Below are 23,694 nucleotides of genomic sequence, written 5' to 3'. Positions count from 1 at the left end.
CGCTGACCTCCGGCGGCGCGGCGACGCTCGCCGGCCGCAACGGCGTCACGCTCGGCAGCGCCACGACGGCGGGCGATCTCGTCGCCAGTTCGACGGGCGGCGGCATCACCGGCACGACCCTGACGGCCGCCGGCACCGCCGACATCTCCGCCGCCCAGGCGATCACCATCGCCAGCCTCGGCAGCGGCGGCGCCGGCGACGTCCGGTCCTCGGCCGGCGCGATCGATGTCGGGACGTTGAACGCCGGCGCGACCACGCATGTCACGGCCGCGACCTCCGTCACGCTCGGCACGGCGACGACGAGCGCCGGCGATCTGCGGGTGCGCTCCACCGGCGGCTCGGTCACGGCGACGCGTCTCGACGGCGCGCAGGGTGTCGAGGCAACCGCGCCCGGCGCGATCGCCATCGCGACGCTGACCAGCGGCGGCGCGACGACCGCGACCTCGACGGCCGGCACGCTGCGCATCGACACGCTCTCTTCGGGCCAGACCGCGACGCTGGCGGCCGCGGCCGGGATCACGCTCGACAGCGCCGAGGCGCGCGCGGGCGACCTGATCGCCTCGTCGAACGCCGGCATTCAGGGCCGTTCGCTGAGCGCCGCCGAACGCATCGGGCTCACGGCAAACGACCTGATCGCGCTGAACGGCGCGACCAGCGGGACGGGCATGTCGATCGTCTCGACGACTGGGGCCGTGCGCGCCGCCGCGCTTCGCTCCGGAGCGACGATGACGGTCGAGGGAGCCGGCGGCGTCGCGCTGCAATCGGGTCTGACCACGGTCGGGGACCTCGTTCTGCGCTCGGCCAATGGCGGGCTCGCGCTCGGCGAGATCAGGGCCAAGCGCGACCTCACCCTGTTGGCCCTGGGCGCGGTCGCGGCGGATTCGCTGACCGCCGGACGCGACCTCGGCGCGACCTCGCAAGGCGCGACGCTCGCCATCCGGGCCTTCACGGCCAGCCGCGACATCGCGCTCGCCGCCAATGGCGCGATCGCGCTCGACAACGCCGATGCGGGCCGCAATCTCTCCGTCGCTTCGGCCGCGTCCGGGGTCACGCTGCGGACCGCGCGCGCCGGCGGAACGACCTCGCTCGACGCGGCCGGTCTCCTGACCGTCGCATCGCTGCGCTCCGGCGGCACGGCGAGCCTGTCCGGCGGGACATTGTCGGTCGGCGAGCTGATCGCCGGGGATATGGCGACGCTGCGCGGCGCCGGCGCGGTCAGCCTGGGCAGCGTCTCGACGCTGCTCGGCGACATCGCCATCGCCTCGGTCACGGGCCGGATCGACGCGGCCAGTCTCGACGCGGCCGGAGCGCTCGCCTTACAGGCCGCGTCAGCCGTGCAGGTCACGACCGCGCGCAGCGGCGGCTCGGCCAGCTTCGCCTCCACGGCAAGCGACGTCACGGTCAACCGGCTCACCGCCGGCCGCGACGCCACTCTCGCCGCCGACGGCTCGGTCCGCCTCGTCGACGGCAAGGCCGGCCGCACGCTGACGCTGGTCTCCGCCCGCGACCTCGTCTCGATCGGGACGGCGACGGCCGGCGGCGACATCGCGGCCACGGCGCAGAACATTGTCTTCGGAGCGCTCGACGCGGGCCGCGATGCGCGGCTGTCCAGCGCGGGCGCGATCGACGGCGACAGCATCGTCGCGACGCAGACATTGACGGCCCTGGCCGGCGCGAGCGGGGCCGGTTCGATCCGGATCGCGGTCGGCGCGGCGCGCGACGGCACGTTCTCGGCGCCGGACGATGTGCGGCTGGGCCGCTACGGCGCCGGAGACAGCATCGTCATCCTCGGCAACACGATCGCCTCTAGCATCGTCCAGCTTGCCGGAGCCTCGGGCCGGCCGCTCGAGCTGACCATCGCCGGCTCGCGCGGACGGACGGCGGAACAGGTCGCGCTCTCGGTCGATGCGACGGCGTTCCGCACCACGCGTTTCGAGACGGTGGACGGCACGCTGACCACGACGTCGCGGCGCTTCGACCTGTTCGGGAGCTTCGTGCCCGGCGCGCTCAGGCTCGACGCGCCGGGGCTGCGCCTGCTCGCCAACAACCGCAGCCCCGCGCCGCTGACCGGCTTCGATGTCCAGCTCTATCAGCGCGACAGACCCTTCTTCGTCTCGGTCAACAGTGCTAGCCTCACCACCAATGCCATGGTGATCAGGTTTGATTCGGACGTGATCAGCATTCCGGGTGGCAATGGCGGGGAACCGGAGGTCTCGATGGCGCGCGACATGCCACGTCTGGGTGCGTCCATGCTGACGGGCCCGAGCTTCGGCGAGACGGCCCGCAGCTTCGTGCTCGACGCGACCGGCCGCTGGCGCAGCCGCGATCCCGAGACCACCGCCAGCCTTGGTGGAGGCATCGGCACGCGCGTCAATCTCGCCGGAGGCGGGGAGCAGCCTTGACGGCCTGCATCAGCCTGCGGGCCCCCTTCTCGGCGGGCCCGATCGTTCTGAGCCTCGCCACCGCCCTGCTCTGCGCAGGCGCGGCGCCGGCTCTCGCGCAGATCACGCCGCGCACGCTCGAAACCGAGGCCGAGCGCCAGCGCCTGGACCTCGAACGGCAGGCGACGCCGCCGCGCCAGCGCGGCCCCGCCGTCGTCGCGCCGGACCGGCCGCCGCCGCTCACCTTTCCGGCCGGCGGCGCCACCGTCCTGCTCAAGCAGGTCGAGTTCGGTTCGTCGGCGTTTCTCAGCGACGCGGAACTCGACGCGATCCGCCGGCGCTATCTCGGCAAGACCGTCGATCTCGCCGCGATCGGCGCGCTCGTCCAGGCGGTCAACGATCTCTATGCGGAGAAGGGCCAGGTCACCGCGAGCGCGATCCTGCCGCCGCAGAAGCTCGACGGCGGCGTGCTCAGGGTCAGCCTGATCGAGGGCAAGGTCGGCGCGATCAGCGTGACCGGCGCGGTCCAGTCCTGGCCATGGTATCTGCAGTCGCAGATTCCGGCCCGCCAGGGCGAGGTCGTCGACGCGCCGGCGCTGAACCGCTCGGTCTCGATCTTCAACCGGATCAACGAGGTGCAGTTGCGGGCGCAGTTGCGGGCCGGCCAGACCTTCGGGTTGACCGACCTCGAACTCGCCGCGACGGAGCCGCCGCGCAACCTGGCGCAGATCTCCTTCGACAACCAGGGCGTCAAATCGACGGGGCGCTATCAGGGCGTGCTCTTCCTGAAGCATAGCGGCCTGCTCGGCATCGACGACCGGCTGATCTTCTACGGCTCGCGCTCGCGCGGCGGCCTTCTCGGCAGCCTGAGCTACGGCATCCCGGTCTCGCCCTTCGGGACGCGGCTGGGCGTCAGCTACACGCGCTCGGCCTTCCGTATCGTCACGGGCCCGACCAGGGAACTGCGGCCGGAGGGCCTTTCCGAGAGCGGCGCGATCAATCTGACGCAGCCGGTCTTCGCGACCGACGCGATCCTGCTGCAGGCGACGGCGAGCCTCGGCAAGGGCCTGAGCAACAGCAAGCTCATCGACATCGAGACGGCGAACAGCCGCAACACCAAGATCTCCGGCGGGCTTTCGCTGAACGTCACCCTGCCGGGCTTCGTGCAGATGCTGACGCCGACGCTGACGCGCGTCAATTTCGAGGACCGCATCGCCCAGCAGAAGCGCGATTTCACGCTCTTCACCGGCACGACCACGACGATCCTGCGCATCAGCGACGACATCTACGCCTCGATGGTCGGGGCCTGGCAATATTCGAACGTCACGCAGCTCCCCGGCGACCAGGTCTTCCAGATCGGCGGACCGACCACGATCCGCGGCTATCCGATCGGCGCGGCCTTCGGCGATTCAGGCTATTACGGTCAGGCCGAGCTTCACTACGCCCTGCCCGAGCCGCTGAAGAGCCTCGACGCCTTCATCTTCCTCGACCACGGCGCGACCTACGCGACCTTTCCGTCGGTGCGGCGCGCCACCGCCGTCGGCGCCGGCCTCGCCTGGCGGCCGGTCGACTGGGCGACGCTGGAGGGCGGCATCGCGCGCCCGCTCCAGCGCGTCACCGCAAACCAGCGCGATCAAGAACTCTATTTCCGGTTGACCCTGCGAAAGACCCTCTGAGGGTCATCGCCGCGAGAGGACATCAGCACGACCATGGCGCCCCTACCGCTGTTCTATTCCGAGATCGTCGTCCTCGACCGCGACGCCAACCGCGACCTGCGCATCCAGACGCCGGAGCGGCCCTTCGCCTTCGCGGCCGGCAGCCACGTCATCCCGGCGCTGATGGCCGAGTTCGTGCTCGGCTGCCGCGACATGCCGATCCTGTTCATCGAGGAGGCGGGCCAGGTCTCGCCGCTGTTCATGGTCGGGATGCGCAGCGGGCGCAACGATTTCCTCGATGCGTCCGGCCGCTGGGCCGGCCAGCACGCGCCGGCCTATGTCAGGCGCTATCCCTTCATCGGCGGCGACGTCTCGCGGGAGCAGCAGGTGATCTGCCTCGATGGCGGCTTCTCCGGCCTGCGGCAGGCCAACGACAGCGGCGGCGACCGTCTTTTCACCGAGGAGGGCGAGCCGAGCGCGGCGCTGGAGCAGGCGATCACGTTCGTCGCCGAGTACGCCGAAGCCGCCGATGCGACGGCCGCCTTCACCAGCGCGCTGAAGGAACTCGACCTGTTCCAGACGGTGACGATCGACATCCGCACGCCGACCGGGGCAAGCTCGAATTTCCACGGTTTTTCAGCGGTTAACGAGGAAAAGCTCAACGCGCTTCCGGACGAGGCGCTGCTCGATCTGAAGCGCAAGGGCTATCTCGCGCCGATCTATGCGCATCTGATCAGCATGACCAATTTCTCCGCGCTCGGGAACCGCGCGCCGGAGGCGGTCGCCGCGGCGGCCTGAGAGACCGCGTCGCGTTTCAACGCCTCGCGTCCTCCCGGACACGTCGCGTAGCGGCGCGGATCCGGGATGACGGCGTTGGTGTCGGCAAGCAAAAACCTTACGCCACCGCGGCCCTCGGTGCGTTCGAGGCGTCGCCCTCCTCCAGCAGCGCCATCGCCGCCGCGACGCCGCCGCTGCGATGCGGCACGCCGGCGGCGGCCAAGCCCATCTCGACGCCGGACAATGCGCCGAGCAGCATCAACTCGTTGCACTCGCCGAGATGGCCGATGCGGAAGACCTTGTCGGCGACCTTGCCCAGTCCCGAGCCGAGCGAGATGTTGTACTTCTCCAGCGCGATCTTGCGATAGCGGTCGGCGCTATGGCTCGGCGGCATCACCACCGCTGTCAGCACCGGCGAATGCTCGGCCGGGTTCTGGCACAGCACCTCCAGCCCCCAGGCCCCGACGGCGGCGCGGCACGCGGCGGCCAGTCGCCTGTGCCGGGCGAAGACGGCGTCGAGCCCCTCCTCCCGCAGCATGGCGAGCGCTTCCTTCAGCCCGTAGAGCAGGTTCGTCGCCGGCGTGTAGGGGAAGAAGCCGCCGGCGTTGATCTTGACCATCTCCTGCCAGTCCCAGAACGAGCGCGGCAACGTGTTCCTCTTCGAGGCGGCCATCGCCTTTTCGGAGATCGCGTTGAAGCTCAGCCCGGGCGGCAGCATCAGGCCCTTCTGCGAGCCCGAGACCGTGACGTCGACCTGCCATTCGTCATGGCGGTAATCGACCGAGGCGAGCGAGGAGATCGTGTCGACCATGAACAGCGCCGGATGGCCGGCCCTGTCGATCGCCTTGCGGATCTCGGCGATCCGGCTGGTCGAGCCGGTCGAGGTCTCGTTGTGGACGACCATCACGGCCTTGATCTTGCGCGCCTTGTCCTCGGAGAGCCGCGCCTCGATCGCGGCGGGATCGGCGCCGCGACGCCAGTCGCCGGGGATGAACTCGACCTCCATGCCGAAGCGCGTCGCGATCTGCTTCCAGAGCGTGGCGAAATGGCCGGTCTCGGCCATCAGAACCGTGTCGCCGGGCGAGAGCGTGTTGACGATCGCCGCCTCCCACGCGCCGGTGCCCGAGGCCGGATAGATCACCACCGGCTGCTTCGTCCGGAAGACGGCCTTGCAGCCCTCCAGCACCTCCTTGCCGAGGACGGCGAACTCGGCGCTGCGGTGGTCGATGATCGGCATGGCGATCGCGCGCAGGATCCGGTCCGGGATCGGGCTCGGGCCCGGAATGTGCAGGAAATGACGACCCTGCTGCGTTGCCATGGCGTTTCCTCCCGAATGCGCAGTTCAAGCGCGCGACGCGTTCTGCCGGCGTCAGTTGGCTGATCCGGTCTTTTTGCATTCATTTTTTTTGAAGGCAACCATTGATCGAAATTCAATTTGTGCCGCTAGAGTCTCGACAGCGTCTTTTCATTGCAGTACCGAACTGGCATGAGCAGCGCCATCACAGAGCCGCGTCCGGGCGACGAGCGCGCCCGCCCCGCGCCAGTCTACCGCGCGTCCCCCGATGCGGCCAGACAGGGCGTCTCGCTGCATGACGAGCTGCTGGTCGCGCTGCGCGACCACATCGTCGAGGGCCATCTCGCCGACGGCGCCCGCATCCCCGAGCGCCAGCTCTGCGAGCGCTTCGGCATTTCCCGCACGCCCTTGCGCGAGGCGCTCAAGGTTCTCGCCGCCGAAGGGCTGATCGAGCTCCTGCCCAATCGCGGCGCGCGGGTGCGCGAGCTCGGCGCGGACGAGCTGCGCGAGCTGTTCGACGTGATGGGCGGGCTCGAGGCGCTGGCCGGCCGCCTCGCCTGCGACCGCATTTCGGACGATCAAGTCGCAGAAATCGAGCAGGTTCATCATGAGATGTACCGATACTACCTGCGCCGCGAGATGCATGGCTATTTCCAGTGCAACCAGGCGATCCACGCCATGATCGTCGCGGCGGCCGGCAATGCCGCGCTGAGCGCGACCTATGCCAGCTTCGCCGGGCGGATCCGGCGCGTGCGCTATTCCGCCAACATGGCCAAGCAGCGCGACCGCTGGGGCGAGGCGATGCGCGAGCACGAGGCGATCCTCGACGCGCTGCGCCGCCGCGCCGGCTCCGAACTCAGCGACATCCTGTTCCTGCACCTGCGCAACAAGCGCAAGGCGGCCCAGGCCGAGGATTGACGGCTCGTCGCCTCCGTTTAGCGCTCAATCCGCCTGAATCTCATTTTCAGATTGAATGCAAAATTTTTTGGTTCTAGGCTCTCCTCACGACGCCGTCAGAGCGCGACATCAGGGAGGTCCGACCATGAAGACTCATTGGCTTGCCGCATCCGCCACAGTGCTCGCCGGCGCGACGCCGGTCTTCGCCTGGGAGCCGACCAAGGCGATCGAGATCGTCGTGCCCTTCGCCGCCGGCGGCGCGTCGGACCAGATGGCGCGCACCATCCAGGGCGTGATCCAGAAGAACAACCTCGCCTCGCAGCCGATCATCGTCGTCAACAAGCCTGCCGCCGGCGGCGCCGAGGGCATGCTCGAGATCCAGAAATCGGCCGGCGACCCGCACAAGCTGATCACCACGTCGAGCGGCATCTTCATGACGCCGATGGCGACCAAGCTGCCGCTGAGCTGGACCGACTACACGCCGATCGCGATGATGGCGCAGGATTCCTTCGTGCTCTGGGTCAACGCCAAGTCGCCCTACCAGACGGCCGACGACTTCATAAAGGCGGCCAAGGCCGCGCCGCAGCCCATGAAGATGGGCGGCACCTCGTCCAAGCGCGAGGACAACCTGATCGTCTCCGCGATGGAGAAGGCGTCCGGCGTGAAGTTCGCCTACATCCCGCACACCAGCGGCGGGCAGGCATCGACCCAGCTCTCGGGTGGACATATCGAGGGCTCGACCAACAATCCGGCCGAGGACGTCGCCAACTGGCGCGGCGGCGCGACAAAGCCGCTCTGCGTCTTTTCCGACCAGAAGATGAGCTACACCGAGAAGGTCGCCGACGGGAAATCCTGGGCCGACATCCCGACCTGCCCGTCGCAGGGGCTGAACGTGACCTATACCATGCTGCGCGGCATGTTCATGCCCGGCAAGGTCACCAAGGACCAGCAGGCCTATTACGTGAACCTGTTCAAGAAGGTCTCCGAAACGGCCGAGTGGAAGGACTATCTCGCCCGCAGCGCGCTCGTGCCCGACTATCGCGACGGCGAGGCCTTCGTCTCGTTCCTGAAGCAGGACGAGGCCAAGCACGAGAAGCTGATGAGCGAAGCCGGCTTCATGGCGAAGTGAGTCGCGGCCGCCGCGGCGCGGGCCGTCCCGGCCGCGGCGCGGCGAAGAGCCGGGATCCATTCCGGAACGGTTCAGGCATGGGTCCCGGATCAGCGCCGCTTCGCGGCTTGTCCGGGACGACCTCGCGGGGAATGTTGAATGACAATGCCGACTGAGACCGAAACCGTCCCGCCCGGCCTTTCCCGCCGCCCGGTCGAGCGCATCGTCGCGGCGATCCTGATCGGCCTCGCCTGCGTCGTGCTCTACGATTCCTACGGGCGCGGCGCGGGCTGGGACAACGGCCCGCAGAACGGCTTCTTCCCGGCCCGCGTCGGCTGGATCTTCCTGGCGGCGTCGCTGTTCATCCTGGTGCAGTCGTTCCGGTCGCCGCAGGACGGCGTCTTCGTCAGCTACGAACAGCTCGGCCAGGTCATGCGGGTGCTCGGCCCGCTGATCGTCTTCGTCGCGCTGATCCAGCCGCTCGGGCTTTACGTGGCGTCCGCTGTCTTCATCGTGATCTTCATGGGCGTCGTCGCGACCTCGCGCTGGTACGTGATCGGGCTCACCGCGATCCTCGTCCCGCTCGCCTGCTTCTGGGTGTTCGAGCTGCAGTTCCGGGTGCCGCTGCCCAAGGGCCCGCTCGAAGCCGCGCTCGGATACTGACGATGGATGACCTGAACTCCCTGTTCGCCGGCTTCCAGCTCGCGCTGTCCTGGCAGAACATCGGCTTCATGGCGATCGGCGTGGTGCTCGGGATCATCGTCGGCGTGCTGCCGGGGCTGGGCGGCCCCAACGGCGTCGCGATCCTGCTGCCGCTGACCTTCGGCATGGACCCGACCTCGGCGATCATCCTGCTCTCCTCGATCTACTGGGGCGCGCTGTTCGGCGGCGCGATCACCTCGATCCTGTTCAACATCCCGGGCGAGGCCTGGTCGGTCGCGACGACCTTCGACGGCTATCCGATGGCGGTGCAGGGCAAGGCGGCCGAGGCGCTGACGGCGGCCTTCACCGCCTCCTTCATCGGCGCGATCTCGGGCGTCATCCTGATCACCTTCGTCGCCCCGCTCGTCGCCTCCTTCGCGCTCCGGTTCGGGCCGGCCGAGTTCTTCGCCGTGTTCCTCCTGACCTTCTGCTCCTTCATTGGCATGGGCCGGGAGAACCGCGCCAAGATACTGGCCTCGCTCTGCATCGGCTTCCTGCTCGCCGCGGTCGGGCTCGATTCGATCTCGGGCGATCTGCGCATGACCTTCGGCTCGATGGAGCTGATGCGCGGCTTCGACTTCCTCATCGTGGTGATCGGCCTGTTCGGCGTCGGCGAGATTCTGCTCACGGTCGAGGAAGGGCTCGTCTTCAAGGGCAAGCAGGCGAAAATCGATCTCAAGGTCGTGCTGCGGACCTGGGCCGGCCTGCCGCGCTACTGGGCGACATTGGCGCGCTCGGCCGTCGTCGGCATGTGGATGGGCGTGACGCCGGGCGGAGCGATCGCCGCCTCCTTCATGGGCTACGGCCTCGCCAAGCGGTTCTCCAGGAACCCCGCCAGCTTCGGCAAGGGCGAGATCGAGGGCGTGCTCGCGCCCGAGACCGCGGCGCATGCGGCCGGCACGGCGGCGCTGCTGCCGATGCTGGCGCTCGGCATTCCTGGCTCGGCGACGGCCGCCGTGCTGCTCGGCGGCCTGCTCGTCTGGGGGCTGCAGCCCGGTCCGCTGCTTTTCGTCGAGCAGAAGCAGTTCGTCTGGGGGCTCATCGCCTCGATGTATCTCGGCAATCTCGCCGGCCTCGTCATCGTACTGGCGACGGTGCCGCTGTTCGCGGCGATCATGCGGATTCCGTTCTCCTACGTCGCGCCGGTGATCCTGATCGTCTGCGCCATCGGCGCCTATACGATCTCCAACTCGATCTTCGACATCTGGCTGATGCTGCTCTTCGGCATCATCGGCTACGTCTTCAAGAAGCTCGACTATCCGCTCGCGCCGCTCGTGCTGGCGCTGGTGCTCGGGGACAGGGCGGAGGATTCGTTCCGGCAGGCCCTGCTCGGCTCGAGCGGCTCGCTCAACGTGTTCTGGGCCAACGGCCTCGTCGGCACGCTCGTCGTGCTCGCCATGCTGCTGCTGCTCTGGGGGCCGTTGACGGATCTGATCGGCAAGGCGCGCCGGCGCGGGCGGCCGAAGGACCAACCGGCCGAGATCGGGTGACGCATGACCTCAACGGAAAAAGCGCGCCGTCATCCCGGACAAGCGGCGAAGCCGCGCGGATCCGGGATCCGTTCCGGAACGCAGCCGATGAAGGTTCCGGGTCTTCGCTTCGCTACGCCCGGGATGACGGCGCGAGTGCTGGCACGACTATGAACCAGTCCGCCCTGCCTCGAACCCATGCCCGCAATCTCGGGCTCGAACGCCGGCTGGCGCAGGCGCTCGAGGGCGAGGTCCGCTTCGACGCTTTTACACGCGGCCGCTACGCCACCGACGCCTCGATCTACCAGATCGTGCCGCAGGGCGTCGCCTTCCCGAAATCGGACGCCGATATCGCGGCGGCGCTGACGATCGCGGCCGAGCATGGCGTGCCGGTGATCGCGCGCGGCGGCGGGACATCGCAGAACGGCCAGCCGATCGGCGACGCGCTGATCCTCGACATGAGCCGGCATTTCAACGGCATCCGCGACTACGATCCGGCCAATCGGACGATCTCGGTCGCGCCCGGCCTCGTGCTGGAGGCGCTGAACGCGCATGTCAGGAAGGACGGCCTGTTCTTCCCCGTCGAGCCCTCGACCGCGAGCCGCTGCACCATCGGCGGCATGACCGGCAACAACTCCTCGGGCGCGCGCTCGCTGCGCTACGGCAAGACCGTCGACAACGTCCTCGCCATGAAGGCGATGTTCCATGACGGCGAGCCCTTCGCGCTGGGCGACGGGCCGGTCGGCGACAACGCCTCGGCGCGGGCCCGCGATCTGATGACGCGAATGCTCGCCCTCGCCGACGGCCACCGCGCCGGGATCGAGGCGATCTTCCCGAAGGTGCAGCGCCGGGTCGGCGGCTACAATCTCGACGAGTTGCTCTCCGCGCAGCCGAACCTGTCGCACCTGCTGGTCGGCTCGGAGGGCACGCTCGCCGTCACCACCGAGGCGACGCTCGGGCTTTCGCCCCTGCCCACGCATCGCGTCATGGGCGTCTGCCATTTCCCCGACTTCCGCGCGGCCATGGAGACGACGCGCCACATCGTGGCGCTTGGGCCGGTCGCGGTCGAGCTCGTCGACAACAACGTGCTCACCCTCGGCGCCGACATCCCGCTCTTCGTGCGCACGCTCGCCGACATCACGCGCGGCCAGCCGAACTGCCTGCTGCTGGTCGAGTTCGCCGGCGACGAGCCGTCCGCGCTGAAGCGCGACCTCAAGCGCCTCGACCAGTGCATGGCCGATCACGGCTTCGGCAATGCCGTCGTCGAGGTGGTCGAGCCCGCTCGGCAGAAGCCGGTCTGGGAGGTGCGCGAGGCCTGCCTCAACATCATGATGTCGATGAAGGGCGACGGGAAGCCGGTTTCCTTCATCGAGGACTGCGCCGTCCCGCTCGAACACCTCGCCGACTACACCGACGCGGTGACCGCGCTGTTCGCGCGCCACGGCACGCGCGGCACCTGGTATGCCCATGCCTCGGTCGGCTGCCTGCATGTCCGCCCGATCCTGAACATGAAGGACGAGGCCGGCGTCCGCGCGATGCGCGCCATCGCCGAGGAGGCCTGCGCACTGGTGCGCCAATTCAAGGGTTCGTTCTCGGGCGAGCATGGCGACGGCATCTCGCGCTCGGATTTCGTCGAGCCGATGTTCGGCGGCCCCCTCACCCGCGCCTTCGAGCAGGTCAAGGACGGCTTCGATCCAGACAACAGGCTCAACCCCGGCAAGATCGTCCGGCCCTACCATATGGACGACCGCGCGCTGATGCGCTTCGCGCCGGGCTACGCCACGCCGATCCCGACGCAGACCGCGCTCGACTGGTCCGACTGGGGCGGGCTCGGCGGCGCGGTCGAGATGTGCAACAACAACGGCGCCTGCCGGAAGATGAGCGGCGGTACGATGTGCCCCTCCTGGCGCGCCACGCGGGAGGAGCAGCACGTCACCCGCGGCCGCGCCAACAGCCTGCGGCTCGCTCTGTCAGGCCAGCTCGGACCGGACGCCTTCACCTCGCCGGAGATGAAAGAGACGCTCGATCTCTGCGTCTCCTGCAAGGGCTGCAAGCGCGACTGCCCGACCGGCGTCGACATGGCGCGGATGAAGATCGAGTTTCTGCACCACTATCACGGCAAGCATGGCGTGCCGCTGAAGGAGCGGCTGATCGCCTGGCTGCCGCGCTACGCGCCATGGGCGACGCGGCTCCCGGCCGTGATGAACCTGCGCGACAGGATTCCGCTGCTGGCGCGGCTGAGCGAGCGGATCGCCGGCTTCAGCGCGCGGCGCTCGCTGCCGGTCTGGCGCAAGCCATGGGCGCAGGCCGGCAACGCCGCGAAGCCGGCCGACGTGCTGGGCGACGGGCGCGACGTCGTGCTCTTCGGCGACACCTTCAACCGCTATTTCGAGCGCGAGAACCTTGAGGCCGCCGCCACGATCCTCGACGCCGGCGGCTACCGCATCCACAAGGTCGAGCCCACAGCCGGCAGCCGGCCGCTCTGTTGCGGGCGGACGTTCCTTTCGGCCGGGCTGGTCGACGAGGCGCGTTCCGAGGCGCGGCGGACGCTCGACGCGCTCTCCCCCTACGTCGCCAAGGGCGCGCGCATCGTCGGGCTGGAGCCGTCCTGCCTCTTCACCTTCCGGGACGAGTTCTCGGCGCTGCTGCCGAAGACGGAAGTCGAGCCCGTGGCCAAGGCCGCGCTGCTGCTGGAGGAACTGCTCGCCGCCGACATCAAGGCCGGAACGACCACCCTGCCCTTCGCACCCCAGGCCGGTCGCATCGCGCATCTGCACGGCCATTGCCACCAGAAGGCCTTCGACGCGATGGGCGCGGTCGAGGAGACCTTGCGCGCCATCCCCGGGCTGGAGGTCCGGCCGATCGAATCGAGCTGCTGCGGCATGTCGGGCGCGTTCGGCTATGCGGCCGCGACCATCGACGTCTCGCTGGCCATGGGCGAGCTTTCGCTGCTGCCGGCCATCCGCAAGGCCGCAACAGAAGACCTCATCGTCGCCGACGGCACGAGCTGCCGCCACCAGATCCATGACGGAGCCGGGCGGCAGGCCATCCACGTCGCCCGCGTGCTCGCCGCCGCATTGGAGACGTGACCGACGCAAGTTCTCAACGACCCGGCAAACGGGCGATTCAACCGGAGGAAAGACCATGCTACGCACGATGCTTCTCGGCGGCGCCTTCGCGCTCGCCGCGCTCGGACCGACCCAGGAGGCCATGGCCAAGGACTATTTTCTCGCCAGCGGACGCTGGGACAATGTCGTCCTGGTGATCGACCTCGCCAAGGCGATCGACCCGGCCAATGACGGCACGCCGAAGGCCGTGGTCAACCGGCTGCGCGTGACGCCGGACATTCAGGTCGACGGCAAGACCGTGATCTCCAGCGGCCAGCCGATCTCGATCGCGATCGCGCCCGACGAACGCAAGGCCTATGTCGTCAACCATTCGGGGCGGACCAAACCCGAAGCCGCCGCCGCCTTCCAGCACGGCCACGCCGGCATGGTGACGGTGCTCGACCTGACCAAGGCGCTCGACCCCAAGGCCAACGAAACGCTCGGCGCCGTCGAGGGCTATATCGAGACGGGCGGCTTCGGCGCGACAGGCTTCGCCATCGCGGCCGACGGCAAGTATGCCGTGCTGGCCCATGCCGAGCAGGAGGGCGACGAGGATGGCGGGCGCCATCTCAGCATCGTCGACCTGACCACCAACAAGGTGATCCAGAAGATCGAGCAGGCTTTCGGCAAGCCCGGCTTCCCCTGCCCGCCGAACCCGGTGCCGCACCGCGCGCCGGACCCGAAGTTCGGCTGCTTCCCCGACACCAACGGCGTCACCATCAGCCCGCTCGGCGGCGGCACGATCTTCGGGGCCAATGGCGGCACCGACGACATCACGGTGATGAGCCTCGCCAAGGCGATCAAGGGCGAGGCCGGCGCCGAGACGGCGCGCATCCCGGTCCAGGCCGGCGGCTTCGGCATCTCGACGAGCCCGGACGGAAAGCTCGTCGCCCATGCCTCGCGCGAAAGCGCCCAGACCGACGTCGCCGGCAACACCGTCTCGATCATCGATGTCGAGAAGGCGCTGAGCGAGCCGGCCAAGGCCGAGGTCGCGCGCGTGCTCGTCGGCACCGACGACAAGGCCGTGCCGACGCGCCCGTTCGTCGCCGCCTTCCTGCCGGACGGCAAGCGCGTGCTCTCGACGCATTTCCGCTCGAACAACATCGACATCATCGATGTCGAGAAGGCGATCGCCGGACAGCCGGCGACGATCAGGCGGATCGAGCTGAAGACGCCGGGCGGCGAGCCCTCGCGGCCGCGCGGCGTCGCCGTCACCAAGGACGGAAAATACGCCGCGATCACCGGCGCGCCCAAGGGCAAGCCGAACTCCAGCGTGGTCTGGATCGTCGATCTCGCGACCTACGAGGTGAAGGGCCGCGTCACCGAGATCGGCAACGAGAGCTACATGATCGGCGCGTTCCAGGCCAACTGAGCGCCGACGGCCCATGCGGCGCGCCTGGCGACGCATGGGCTTCGCGAGGAGGGGCAGGCAGTCATGACCAGGCCGCGCATCGGCTTCATCGGCATCGGCATCATGGGCGAGGCGATGACGCGCCGCCTGCTCGACCAGGGCTACGAGGTCACGGTCTGGAACCTCGAGCCGGAGCGGCTCGACAGCGTCGTGCCGCATGGCGCAAGGCCCGCCGCGTCGCCGGCCGAGGTGGCGGCCGCGAGCGACGTGGCGATGCTGTGCGTGCTGCACATGGCCGCCGTCGAGGCCTGCGTCTTCGGCGAGGACGGCGTCGCGGCCGCGGCGGGACCGGCCAGGCTTCTGATCGACTTCTCCACCGCCGATCCCGAGGGCACCCGCCAGGCCGCCGCGCGGCTCAAGGCCGAGCGCGGCATCGGCTGGGTCGATGCGCCGGTTTCCGGCGGGCCGCGGCTTGCCCGCAATGGCGGCATGACGGTCATGGCCGGCGGCTCCAAGGCGGATTTCGCCGCGGCAAAGCCGCTGCTCGACGCAATGGCGGGCAACGTCACCCATATGGGCCCGGTCGGCGCGGGCCAGACCACCAAGATCATCAACCAGGCGATCGTCGGCACCGGCTATGTGCTGATGGCCGAGGCGCTGATGCTGGCCGAAGCCGCCGGAATCGACGCCGCGCGCCTGCCGCAATGCCTCGCCGGCGGCCATGCCGATTCCAGTCTGCTGCAACGGCTCTACCCGCAGATGCAGCAGCGGGCCTTCGAGCCTCCGGCGAGCTATGCGCGACAATTGCTCAAGGACCTCAAGGCGGTGAAAGCGTTCTCGCGCGATCTCGGACTGGAGCTTTCGGTCATCGATCAGGGCGTGGCGCGCTATGCGGCCTATGTCGGGCTCGGCCACGAGATGAGCGATTCAGCCGCCGTGGTGAAGCTCTACGAATACGAGGCGAGCCAACGCGGCGGCGGGAGCTAGGGGGATGCCGAACAGGCCGGCGAAGCTGATCGACGCGCATCACCATGTCTGGGACCTCGATCGCAACCACCATCCCTGGCTCAGCGACGAGCCGCCGATCCGGTTCCGCTACGGCGACTACTCCGCCATCCGCAAGACCTACATGCCGGCCGACTACCGCCGCGACACCGCCGGCTGGGCTGTGGTCGGCTCGGTCTATGTCGAGGCGGAATGGGAGCGCGCGAACGCGCTCGGGGAAAGCCGCTGGATCGCGGGCGTCGCGGCCGAGCACGGCCTGCCCTCGGCCGTGGTGGCCTGGTGCGACCTCGCCGACCCCGGCGCGGCCGAACTTCTCGCCGCCCATGCCGCGATCCCGATCGTGCGCGGCATCCGCCACAAGCCGGCGGCGGCCGGCGACGCGAACGACGCCAGGCGCGGCCAGCCGGGCTCGATGGACGATCCCGCCTGGCGCGCGGGCTATGCCCATCTCGCCCGCAACGGCCTGTCCTACGACCTGCAGACACCGTGGTGGCATCTCGACGCCGCCGCCGCGCTGGCGCGCGACGTCCCCGAAACGCAGATCGTCATCAACCACGCCGCCCTGCCCTCCGACCGCAGCCCGGAGGCGCTCAAGGCCTGGCGCGGCGCGCTGGAACTGGCCGCGGCCCAGCCCAACATCGCGCTGAAAATCTCCGGCATCGGCCGGCCCGGCATCCCATGGGCCGAGGCCGGCAACGAGCCGATCATCCGCGACGCGATCGCGATCTTCGGGGTCGAGCGCTCGCTCTTCGCCAGCAATTTCCCGGTCGACAGCCTGGTCGGCGGTTTCGACGCGATCTTCTCCGGCTTCCTCGCGGCGACGGCGGATCGCCCGGACGAAGACCGGGCGCGGCTCTTCCACGACAATGCGGCGCGGATCTACCGGCTCTGAGGGCGCGGTCGCCGCCAGCGCCGGCGGTGATGAAACAAGGAGCACGGATCCGACACGGCGCCACGATTTCCCGCTTGACCGGAGTGTATGCAATTTGCCTATCATACCGCATACAAAACAGGCTCAGTCGCAGAGGGGTGTCGCATGAACCGGATCGTCACGCTCTTGGCCGCCGCGTCGGCGGCCGCGCTTGTCGCCACCGCCGCCGAGGCCAAGACCCTGCGCTGGTCGGCCAACACCGACATCGCCACGCTCGACCCCTATGCCCATACGGAGAGCTTCACCACGGCGATGCTGCACCACGTCTTCGACCCGCTGGTCAGGCGCGGCAAGACGATGCAGCTGGAGCCCGCGCTGGCGACGAGCTGGAAGACGATCAAGCCCGACACCTGGCGCTTCGAGCTGCGCAAGGGCGTCAAGTTCCACAACGGCAACGCCTTCACCGCGGACGACGTGGTCGCCTCGGTGACGCGGCTGATCGACCCGGCCACGCGGGCCAGGGGCAATCTCTCGGCCGTGATCAGGGCGGAGAAGGTCGACGACTTCACCGTCGATCTCGTCACCAACGGGCCGTATCCGCTGCTGCTGAACGACCTCGCCGGCGTCTACATCCTGGACAAGGAGTGGATGGAGGCGAACGGCGCGCTCAAGGCCGGCAACATCTCGACCGGCGCGACGACCGCCGCCTCGACCGCGGCGATCGGCACCGGCCCGTTCAAGCTCGAATCCTACAAGCCCGACGCCGGCACCAACCTCGTCGTCAATCCCGACTGGTGGGACAAGCCGGAGCACAACCTGACCCGGATCGAGTTCAGGCCGATCAAGTCGGACGCCACCCGCGTCGCGGCGCTGCTCTCGGGCGAACTCGAGCTGATCGCGCCCGCGCCGCTGCAGGATCTGGCGCGGATCGGCGCCGCCTCGGGCTTCAAGGTGATCGAGGAGCCGTCGCTGCGGCTGATCTTCCTCGGCCTGAACCACCGTCCCGAACTGCTGGCGATGCCGGGCCAGAAGAATCCGATGCTCGACCTCAAGGTGCGCCAGGCGCTCTGGCACGCCATCGACATCGACGCCATCCAGAAGCGGGTGATGCGGGCCAAGTCGCGCAACACCGGCACGCTGGTCGCGCCGCCGGTGCCGGGCTATGCCGAGACCAACGACAAGCTGCTCGGCTACGACCCTGAAAAGGCGAAGAAACTGCTGGCCGAGGCCGGCTATCCGAACGGCTTCAAGACCGGGCTAACCTGCCCCAACGACCGCTACATCAACGACGAGCAGACCTGCGTCGCGATCGCCGCGATGTGGACGCGCATCGGGGTTCAGACCGAGCCGAAGACAGAGTCGCGCGCGACCTATTTCCCCCGTATCGACAAGGGCGAGGTCGACGCCTTCATGCTGGGCTGGGCCACCTTGCCGCCGATGGACGGGTTCAGCGTTCTCTCGGCGCTGCTGACCGAGCCGAAGGAGGCCTATGGCGGCTCCAACCGCATGGGCTATGTCAACGCCCGCATCGAGGAGCTGACGCGGCTCGCGGCGGTCGAGCTCGACGAGCCCAAGCGCCGCGCCATGCTGGTCGAGGCGATGAAGATCGCCAGGGATACGGTCGCCTATATCCCGCTGCACCAGCAGCCGGTCGCCTGGGCGGCGAAGGCCGGCATCGAGGTTCCGCAATTCCCGGACGAGTATGTCCGGCTATGGTTCGCGCAGGTGAAGTGAGCGCGCCCGCGAGCAGGATCGGACGATGCTGAGGTTCCTCCTCGCCCGGCTCGGCCAGGCGGCGCTGGTGATGCTGGCCGTCTGCGCGGTGTCCTTCGTGATGTTCCGCTTCGTCGGCGATCCCGTCGCCGGGATGGTGCGGGAGGACGCCAGCGTCCCGGAGAAGGCGCGGCTCAGGCAGGCGCTCGGGCTCGACCAGCCGGTCATCGTCCAGTTCGGGCGGTTCCTCGGGCGCACGCTCAAGGGCGATCTCGGCGTCAGCTATCGCAACCAGCGCCCGGTCGCGGGGCTGATCGCGGAAAGGCTGCCGGCCACGCTCGAACTCGTGCTGATGGCGACGCTTCTGTCGCTGGCGCTCGGCATCCCGCTCGGCGTGCTCTGCGCGCTGAAACCCGACGCCATCGCAGCGCGGCTCGTCCAGGCGGTCTCGCTGATCGGCATCTCGACGCCGACCTTCGTCACCGGCATCGTCCTGATCCTGACCTTCGCGGTGACGCTCGGCCTGCTGCCCTCCTTCGGGCGCGGCGAGACCGTGCGGCTCGGCCCGTGGTCGACCGGGTTCCTGACGCTGAGCGGGCTGAAGGCGCTGATCCTGCCCTCGATCACGCTGACGCTCTACCAGCTCACCCTGATCATGCGGCTGGTCCGCTCCGAGCTGATCGACGTGCTTTCCAGCGACTATATCCGCTTCGCCCGGGCGCGGGGGCTGTCGCTGCGCCGGATCCATTTCAAGCTCGCCTTGCGCAACGCGCTGATGCCGGTGATCACCGTCACGGGGCTGCAGATCGGCTCGCTGATCGCCTTCGCCATCGTCACCGAGACGGTGTTCCAGTGGCCAGGCATGGGGCTGCTCTTCATCCAGGCCGTCAGCTTCTCCGATGTGCCGGTGATGGCGGCCTATCTGCTCTTCGTCGGGCTGCTCTTCGTCCTGATCAACACCGTGGTCGATCTGCTCTATGCCGTGGTCGATCCGCGCCTGCGCGTGAAGGCAAGCTGATGGCCTCGCTCTCCCGCAGGCTGCGGCGCGTGCCGCTCTCGGTCTGGCTCGCAGGCCTGCTCGCGCTCGTCATCATCGCGGCGGCGGCGCTCGCGCCGCTGATCGCGCCGTTCAATCCGACCGACCTGACCAGCTTCAACCTGATCGACGCCGAACTGCCGCCGCGCTTTTCGCCCGAGGGCGATCCTCGCTTCCTGCTCGGCACCGACAACCAGGGCCGCGACCTCTTCTCGGCCATGCTCTACGGCGCGCGCGTCTCGATCCTGATCGGCGGCGGCGCGGTCGTCGTCGCGGCCGTGGTCGGCGTGGGCCTCGGCCTGCTCGCGGGCTATTTCGGCGGCTGGGTCGACGCCGCGATCATGCGCTTCGGCGACATCATCCTGAGTTTCCCGACGATCCTGCTGGCCCTGCTCGTCGCCGGCATCGCGCGCATGCTGTTCCCGGCGGCGAGCTCGGCCGAATGGGCGCCGATCATCCTCGTCGGCGCGATCGCGATCCACGAATGGGTGCAGTACGCCCGCACCGTGAGGGCCGCGACCATGGTCGAGAGCGCGCGCGACTATGTCCGCGCCGTCAAGGTCATCGGCCTGCCCTCGCGCCAGATCATGCTGCGCCACATCCTGCCTAACGTGATGGGGCCGGTGCTGGTGATCGCGACGATCAACCTCGCCGCCGCCGTGCTGACCGAAGCCACCCTGTCCTTCCTCGGCGTCGGCATGCCGCCGACCTACCCCTCGCTCGGCACGCTGATCCGCATCGGCAACGAGTTCGTCTTCTCCGGCGTCTGGTGGATCGCGCTGTTTCCGGCGCTGCTGCTGGTGCTGCTCGTGCTCGGCGTCAACATCGTCGGCGACTGGCTGCGCGACCTGTTCAATCCGAAGTTGAGGGGGCGCGGATGAGCGCCGCCCCCATCCTCGCCATCGACAGGCTGCGCATCGAATACCCGCTCGGCGAAGGCGGCACGCTCGTCGCCGTCGAAGGCGCGACGCTCACCATCGCGCCGGGTGAAATCCATGCGCTGGTCGGCGAATCCGGCGCGGGCAAGACCACGATCGGCAACGCCGTGCTCGGCCTGCTGGAAAAACCCGGCCGGATCGCCTCGGGCGCCATCGCGCTCGACGGCAAGCCCTTCGACCCGACGCGACCGGGCGCGGTCCGGCTCGGGCGCGACATCGGCGCGGTCTTCCAGGACCCGATGACGAGCCTGAACCCGCTCTTCACCATCGAGAGCCAGCTCGTCGAGACCCTGCGCGCGCATCTGCCGCTCGATCGCCAGGCGGCGCGGGCACGGGCGCTCGACCTGCTCAGGGCCGTCGGCATCCCCGAGCCGGAACGCAGGCTTTCGGCCTATCCGCACCAGCTTTCGGGCGGGCAGCGCCAGCGCGTCGTCATCGCCTGCGCGCTCGCCTGCGAGCCGCGCCTGCTCGTCGCCGACGAGCCGACGACGGCTCTCGACGTCTCGATCCAGGCGCAGATCCTCGACCTGCTGCGCGGCCTCGCCGACAATCGCGGCATCGGCATCCTGCTCGTCACCCACAACATGGGCGTGGTCGCGCAGATCGCCGACAGCGTCACGATCATGCATCGCGGCCATATCGTCGAGAGCGGGCCGGTCGCGCGGGTGCTGCGCCGGCCGCAGGCGGATTACGCCAGGGCGCTGATCGGCGCGGTGCCGCGCATCGACGTCAGGCTCGACCGCTTCCCGATGCTCGACGGCGTCAATCAGGGCAGCGCCGAGGTCGCGCGAATCGAGCTGCGCCGCCGGGCCGGCACGGAAGGGGCCGTGGCCGTGCCGGCGCACGACGCCGCCCCGTTGCTCTCGGTCGAGAACCTCGGCGTCGACTACGGCGCGGGCTTTCTCGCCGGGCGCGGCGCGCGCGCCTTCCGCGCCGTCGACGGCGTCAGCTTCGACATCCGCCAGGGCGAGGTCTTCGGCCTCGTCGGCGAGAGCGGCTGCGGCAAGACCACCATCGCCAACGTCGTCGCCGGCCTGCGCAAGCCGACCGGCGGCACGATCCGCTTCGACGGCAAGGTCATCGCCGGCGAGTCCGCCGCGCCGCGCCTCGGCAAGGCGCGCCGCGCCATCCAGATGATCTTCCAGGACCCCTATTCCTCGCTCAACGCGCGCATGCGGGTCGGGCGCATCCTGGCCGAACCGATCCTGTTCTACGAACTCGCCCGCACCCGCGCCGAGGCGGCGGCCGATGTCGACCTGCTGATCGAGGCCGTCGGCCTGCCGCCCGAGGCGGCGCGGCGCTTCCCGCACGCCTTCTCGGGAGGACAGCGTCAGCGGCTCTCGATCGCGCGGGCGCTCGGGGCACGGCCGCGCCTGATCGTCTGCGACGAGCCGACCTCCTCGCTCGACGTCTCGGTGCAGGCGCAGATCCTGAACCTGCTCAAGGATCTGCGCGACGCGACCGGGCTGACGCTGCTGCTGATCAGCCACGACCTCGCCGTGATCCGACAGATGTGCGACCGCGTCGCGGTGATGCGCTCAGGCAGAATCATCGAGATGGCCGAGTCCGAGGCGCTCTTCGCCGCGCCGCAGGCCGACTACACCCGCCAGCTTCTCTCGCTCGTGCCGACGCTCGGGCGCATCCGCGGCGAGGCGCCTTGAGCTCGCCCGCATCAGCCCAAGCCGGAGCCTGCCCATGACCGACATCCTGATCCGGCACGGCGTCGTCGTGACGATGGACGAGACGCGCCGCGTCATCGAGGACGGCGCGGTCGCGATCGCGGGTGACCGCATCGTCGCCGTCGGCACGACGGCCGAACTCACGGCCAGCCATGGCGAGGCAGCGACCGTGATCGACGCCGCCGGCATGATCGTGATGCCAGGCCTGATCGACGCTCACACCCACGCCGGCCACGGCCTGATCAAGACCATGGGCGGCGGACGCAGCGACGAATGGTACGAGGTCTGCCATACCGTCTACACCGTCGCCTCGACGCCGGAGTTCTGGCGCGCCGAGGCGCAGCTCGCGGCGCTGGAGCGGCTGCGCTTCGGCGTCACCACGGCGGTCGCGCTGCTCGGCGGCGGCGACACCATTATGCGTTGCGACGAGCCGATCTATGGCGAGGCCCATCTCGACGGCGTCGCAGAGATCGGCACGCGCTCCGTGCTGGCGGTCGGCGCGACGCGCCCGCCCTTCCCGCGCACCTATGCCCGCTTCGAGAACGGCGCCGCGAAAGAGCACGCCACGACCTTCGAGGACATGTTCGAGACCTGCCGCAAGCTGGTCGAGACGCGCCACGGCACGCTCGGCCAGCGACTCAACATCGCGCTGATCACGCCGACGCTGCGGGCCGAGCACGAGGCCTCGCTCTCCGCCTCGGATCTGGTCGACGCGCGCGCGCAGGGCCGCCGCATGTCGGATTTCGCCAGGGAGGCCGGGCTCGTCTTCACCCAGGACGGCCACACGAGGGGCAGCGTCGCCTATGCCCATGAACTCGGCCTGCTCGGCCCCCATGCGCTGCTCTCGCACTCGACCGCGCTGACGCAGGACGAGATCGCGATCGTCGCCGATACCGGCGCCAACATCGTCCACAACCCGAGCGCCGTCGCCTCGATCCTGGCGCGCTGCCCGGTGACGGAGCTGCTGGAGGCCGGCGCCAATGTCTGCCTCGGCTCGGACGCGACCGCGCCCGACCGCTCCGGCGACATGTTCCGGCACATGCAGCAATGCATGCACTACCACCGCACCTTCCACCACGATCCGAGCTGGCTGCCGCCGGGGCGCGTGCTGGAGATGTGCACGGTCGATGCGGCGCGCGCGCTTGGGCTGTCGAAGGAGATCGGCTCGCTGGAGGTCGGCAAGAAGGCCGACGCGGTGCTGCTCGACTGGCGCCGGCCGCATCTCTACCCGGCCAACATGCCGCTGTTCCGGCTGGTCTATTTCGCCAACGGCAACGACGTCGACACCGTCATCGTCGACGGGCGCATCGCGCTGCGCGGCCGCAAGGCGATGTTCGTGAACGAGGATGCGGTCCTCGACGCCGCGCAGGCGCAGACCGAGTGGATGCTCGACCATTGCGGCTTCCGGCATCTGCTGGAGACGCCGGCGAGCTTCTGGGGCCAGGTCCGCGCCATGGACCAGGTCGAGGCGCGCGGCCTGACCGGGCTGAAGAAGAGCTGATGGCCGGCCGCGTCGCCGGGACGGGCCGGTTGTTGGAAGGAGAGTGGCGCGCGCCGCTCTCCGCTCCCTCTCCCCGCTCGCGGTGGGGAGGGTTGGGGTGGGGGGCAGTTCGGCAGGGTGAGACGGTAACCGATTGCGCTCTCGTCTCCGGTCGCCGGCCAACTCCCGGACGCCTCCTTCGCAGACGATGGTTCCGGCGGAGGGATCGAC

Annotated in this window: 17 protein-coding genes; 16 read left to right on the top strand and 1 reads right to left on the bottom strand. The window is 69.3% G+C overall.

The genetic code is table 11. The features are described from left to right. From AC1RRW_RS18630 to AC1RRW_RS18620, 3 genes are all read left to right on the top strand, one after another. The coding region (locus AC1RRW_RS18630) for a beta strand repeat-containing protein (RefSeq protein ID WP_492902660.1) at positions 1-2,402 on the top strand (2,402 nt) is incomplete at its 5' end. Next, positions 2,399-4,057 carry a ShlB/FhaC/HecB family hemolysin secretion/activation protein gene (locus AC1RRW_RS18625; protein ID WP_492902659.1) on the top strand — a complete coding sequence of 553 codons (1,659 nt, stop codon included), beginning with the start codon at positions 2,399-2,401 and terminating at the stop codon, positions 4,055-4,057. The genes AC1RRW_RS18630 and AC1RRW_RS18625, both read left to right, overlap by 4 nt. A 33-nt stretch (positions 4,058-4,090) precedes the next feature. Further along, positions 4,091-4,834: a SapC family protein gene (locus AC1RRW_RS18620; RefSeq protein ID WP_492902657.1), complete on the top strand. Its 744-nt coding sequence runs from the start codon at positions 4,091-4,093 to the stop codon at positions 4,832-4,834. 97 nt (positions 4,835-4,931) lie between these two features. Here AC1RRW_RS18620 and AC1RRW_RS18615 read toward each other — a convergent pair whose 3' ends face one another. Then, positions 4,932-6,131 (bottom strand): pyridoxal-phosphate-dependent aminotransferase family protein, encoded by a 1,200-nt coding sequence (locus AC1RRW_RS18615; RefSeq protein WP_492902655.1) that lies wholly within the window; start codon positions 6,129-6,131, stop codon positions 4,932-4,934. A gap of 168 nt (positions 6,132-6,299) precedes the next feature. On the opposite strand from AC1RRW_RS18615, the gene AC1RRW_RS18610 reads away from it, so the two are divergent. The 13 genes from AC1RRW_RS18610 (at position 6,300) to AC1RRW_RS18550 (ending at position 23,484) form a co-directional block, all read left to right on the top strand. Beyond that, positions 6,300-7,025 carry a GntR family transcriptional regulator gene (locus tag AC1RRW_RS18610; RefSeq protein ID WP_492902653.1) on the top strand — a complete coding sequence of 242 codons (726 nt, stop codon included), beginning with the start codon at positions 6,300-6,302 and terminating at the stop codon, positions 7,023-7,025. Between the two features lie 124 nt (positions 7,026-7,149). Continuing rightward, the gene (locus tag AC1RRW_RS18605; RefSeq protein ID WP_492902651.1) at positions 7,150-8,133 is read left to right on the top strand and encodes a Bug family tripartite tricarboxylate transporter substrate binding protein; all 984 of its coding nucleotides are present in this window, start codon (positions 7,150-7,152) and stop codon (positions 8,131-8,133) included. A 138-nt stretch (positions 8,134-8,271) separates the two neighbouring features. Next, positions 8,272-8,775 (top strand): tripartite tricarboxylate transporter TctB family protein, encoded by a 504-nt coding sequence (locus tag AC1RRW_RS18600; RefSeq protein ID WP_492902649.1) that lies wholly within the window; start codon positions 8,272-8,274, stop codon positions 8,773-8,775. Positions 8,776-8,777: 2 nt separating this feature from the next. Next, positions 8,778-10,304 carry a tripartite tricarboxylate transporter permease gene (locus tag AC1RRW_RS18595; protein ID WP_492902647.1) on the top strand — a complete coding sequence of 509 codons (1,527 nt, stop codon included), beginning with the start codon at positions 8,778-8,780 and terminating at the stop codon, positions 10,302-10,304. 149 nt (positions 10,305-10,453) lie between these two features. Then, positions 10,454-13,372 carry an FAD-binding and (Fe-S)-binding domain-containing protein gene (locus AC1RRW_RS18590; RefSeq protein ID WP_492902645.1) on the top strand — a complete coding sequence of 973 codons (2,919 nt, stop codon included), beginning with the start codon at positions 10,454-10,456 and terminating at the stop codon, positions 13,370-13,372. A gap of 55 nt (positions 13,373-13,427) precedes the next feature. Continuing rightward, complete coding sequence (locus tag AC1RRW_RS18585; RefSeq protein WP_492902643.1) at positions 13,428-14,762, top strand: YncE family protein; 1,335 nt, start codon at positions 13,428-13,430, stop codon at positions 14,760-14,762. Between the two features lie 63 nt (positions 14,763-14,825). Then, positions 14,826-15,728: an NAD(P)-dependent oxidoreductase gene (locus AC1RRW_RS18580; RefSeq protein ID WP_492902642.1), complete on the top strand. Its 903-nt coding sequence runs from the start codon at positions 14,826-14,828 to the stop codon at positions 15,726-15,728. 4 nt (positions 15,729-15,732) lie between these two features. Next, positions 15,733-16,638 (top strand): amidohydrolase family protein, encoded by a 906-nt coding sequence (locus tag AC1RRW_RS18575; RefSeq protein WP_492902640.1) that lies wholly within the window; start codon positions 15,733-15,735, stop codon positions 16,636-16,638. A 144-nt stretch (positions 16,639-16,782) separates the two neighbouring features. Continuing rightward, entirely contained in the window at positions 16,783-18,351 is a 1,569-nt protein-coding gene (locus AC1RRW_RS18570) for an ABC transporter substrate-binding protein (protein ID WP_492902638.1), read from the top strand. Between the two features lie 25 nt (positions 18,352-18,376). Further along, a complete protein-coding gene (locus AC1RRW_RS18565; RefSeq protein WP_492902637.1) occupies positions 18,377-19,348 on the top strand; it encodes an ABC transporter permease in 972 nt (323 codons plus the stop codon). Beyond that, positions 19,348-20,247, top strand: coding sequence for an ABC transporter permease (locus tag AC1RRW_RS18560; protein WP_492902635.1), 900 nt, complete (start codon positions 19,348-19,350; stop codon positions 20,245-20,247). The genes AC1RRW_RS18565 and AC1RRW_RS18560 overlap by 1 nt, the downstream gene beginning before the upstream one ends. Continuing rightward, a complete protein-coding gene (locus AC1RRW_RS18555; RefSeq protein WP_492902634.1) occupies positions 20,244-21,965 on the top strand; it encodes a dipeptide ABC transporter ATP-binding protein in 1,722 nt (573 codons plus the stop codon). The genes AC1RRW_RS18560 and AC1RRW_RS18555 overlap by 4 nt, the downstream gene beginning before the upstream one ends. 34 nt (positions 21,966-21,999) lie before the next feature. Next, positions 22,000-23,484 carry an amidohydrolase family protein gene (locus tag AC1RRW_RS18550; protein WP_492902632.1) on the top strand — a complete coding sequence of 495 codons (1,485 nt, stop codon included), beginning with the start codon at positions 22,000-22,002 and terminating at the stop codon, positions 23,482-23,484. The last annotated feature ends 210 nt before the right edge of the window (positions 23,485-23,694 follow it).

Source organism: Allobosea sp. GW821-FHT12C12 (genome assembly GCF_058807355.1).
The sequence above is the reverse complement of the archived record's forward strand: the minus strand, read 5'-3'. Positions and strand labels throughout refer to the sequence as shown.

Excerpts from the sequence above, each read along its gene's own strand:
- AC1RRW_RS18550 (WP_492902632.1), top strand. The coding sequence starts at position 22,000 with ATGACCGACATCCTGATCCGGCACGGCGTCGTCGTGACGATGGACGAG.
- AC1RRW_RS18565 (WP_492902637.1), top strand. The coding sequence starts at position 18,377 with ATGCTGAGGTTCCTCCTCGCCCGGCTCGGCCAGGCGGCGCTGGTGATG.
- AC1RRW_RS18595 (WP_492902647.1), top strand. The coding sequence starts at position 8,778 with ATGGATGACCTGAACTCCCTGTTCGCCGGCTTCCAGCTCGCGCTGTCC.
- AC1RRW_RS18580 (WP_492902642.1), top strand. The coding sequence starts at position 14,826 with ATGACCAGGCCGCGCATCGGCTTCATCGGCATCGGCATCATGGGCGAG.
- AC1RRW_RS18585 (WP_492902643.1), top strand. The coding sequence starts at position 13,428 with ATGCTACGCACGATGCTTCTCGGCGGCGCCTTCGCGCTCGCCGCGCTC.
- AC1RRW_RS18615 (WP_492902655.1), bottom strand. The coding sequence starts at position 6,131 with ATGGCAACGCAGCAGGGTCGTCATTTCCTGCACATTCCGGGCCCGAGC.
- AC1RRW_RS18610 (WP_492902653.1), top strand. The coding sequence starts at position 6,300 with ATGAGCAGCGCCATCACAGAGCCGCGTCCGGGCGACGAGCGCGCCCGC.
- AC1RRW_RS18620 (WP_492902657.1), top strand. The coding sequence starts at position 4,091 with ATGGCGCCCCTACCGCTGTTCTATTCCGAGATCGTCGTCCTCGACCGC.
- AC1RRW_RS18605 (WP_492902651.1), top strand. The coding sequence starts at position 7,150 with ATGAAGACTCATTGGCTTGCCGCATCCGCCACAGTGCTCGCCGGCGCG.
- AC1RRW_RS18560 (WP_492902635.1), top strand. The coding sequence starts at position 19,348 with ATGGCCTCGCTCTCCCGCAGGCTGCGGCGCGTGCCGCTCTCGGTCTGG.
- AC1RRW_RS18575 (WP_492902640.1), top strand. The coding sequence starts at position 15,733 with ATGCCGAACAGGCCGGCGAAGCTGATCGACGCGCATCACCATGTCTGG.
- AC1RRW_RS18600 (WP_492902649.1), top strand. The coding sequence starts at position 8,272 with ATGACAATGCCGACTGAGACCGAAACCGTCCCGCCCGGCCTTTCCCGC.
- AC1RRW_RS18590 (WP_492902645.1), top strand. The coding sequence starts at position 10,454 with ATGAACCAGTCCGCCCTGCCTCGAACCCATGCCCGCAATCTCGGGCTC.
- AC1RRW_RS18570 (WP_492902638.1), top strand. The coding sequence starts at position 16,783 with ATGAACCGGATCGTCACGCTCTTGGCCGCCGCGTCGGCGGCCGCGCTT.
- AC1RRW_RS18555 (WP_492902634.1), top strand. The coding sequence starts at position 20,244 with ATGAGCGCCGCCCCCATCCTCGCCATCGACAGGCTGCGCATCGAATAC.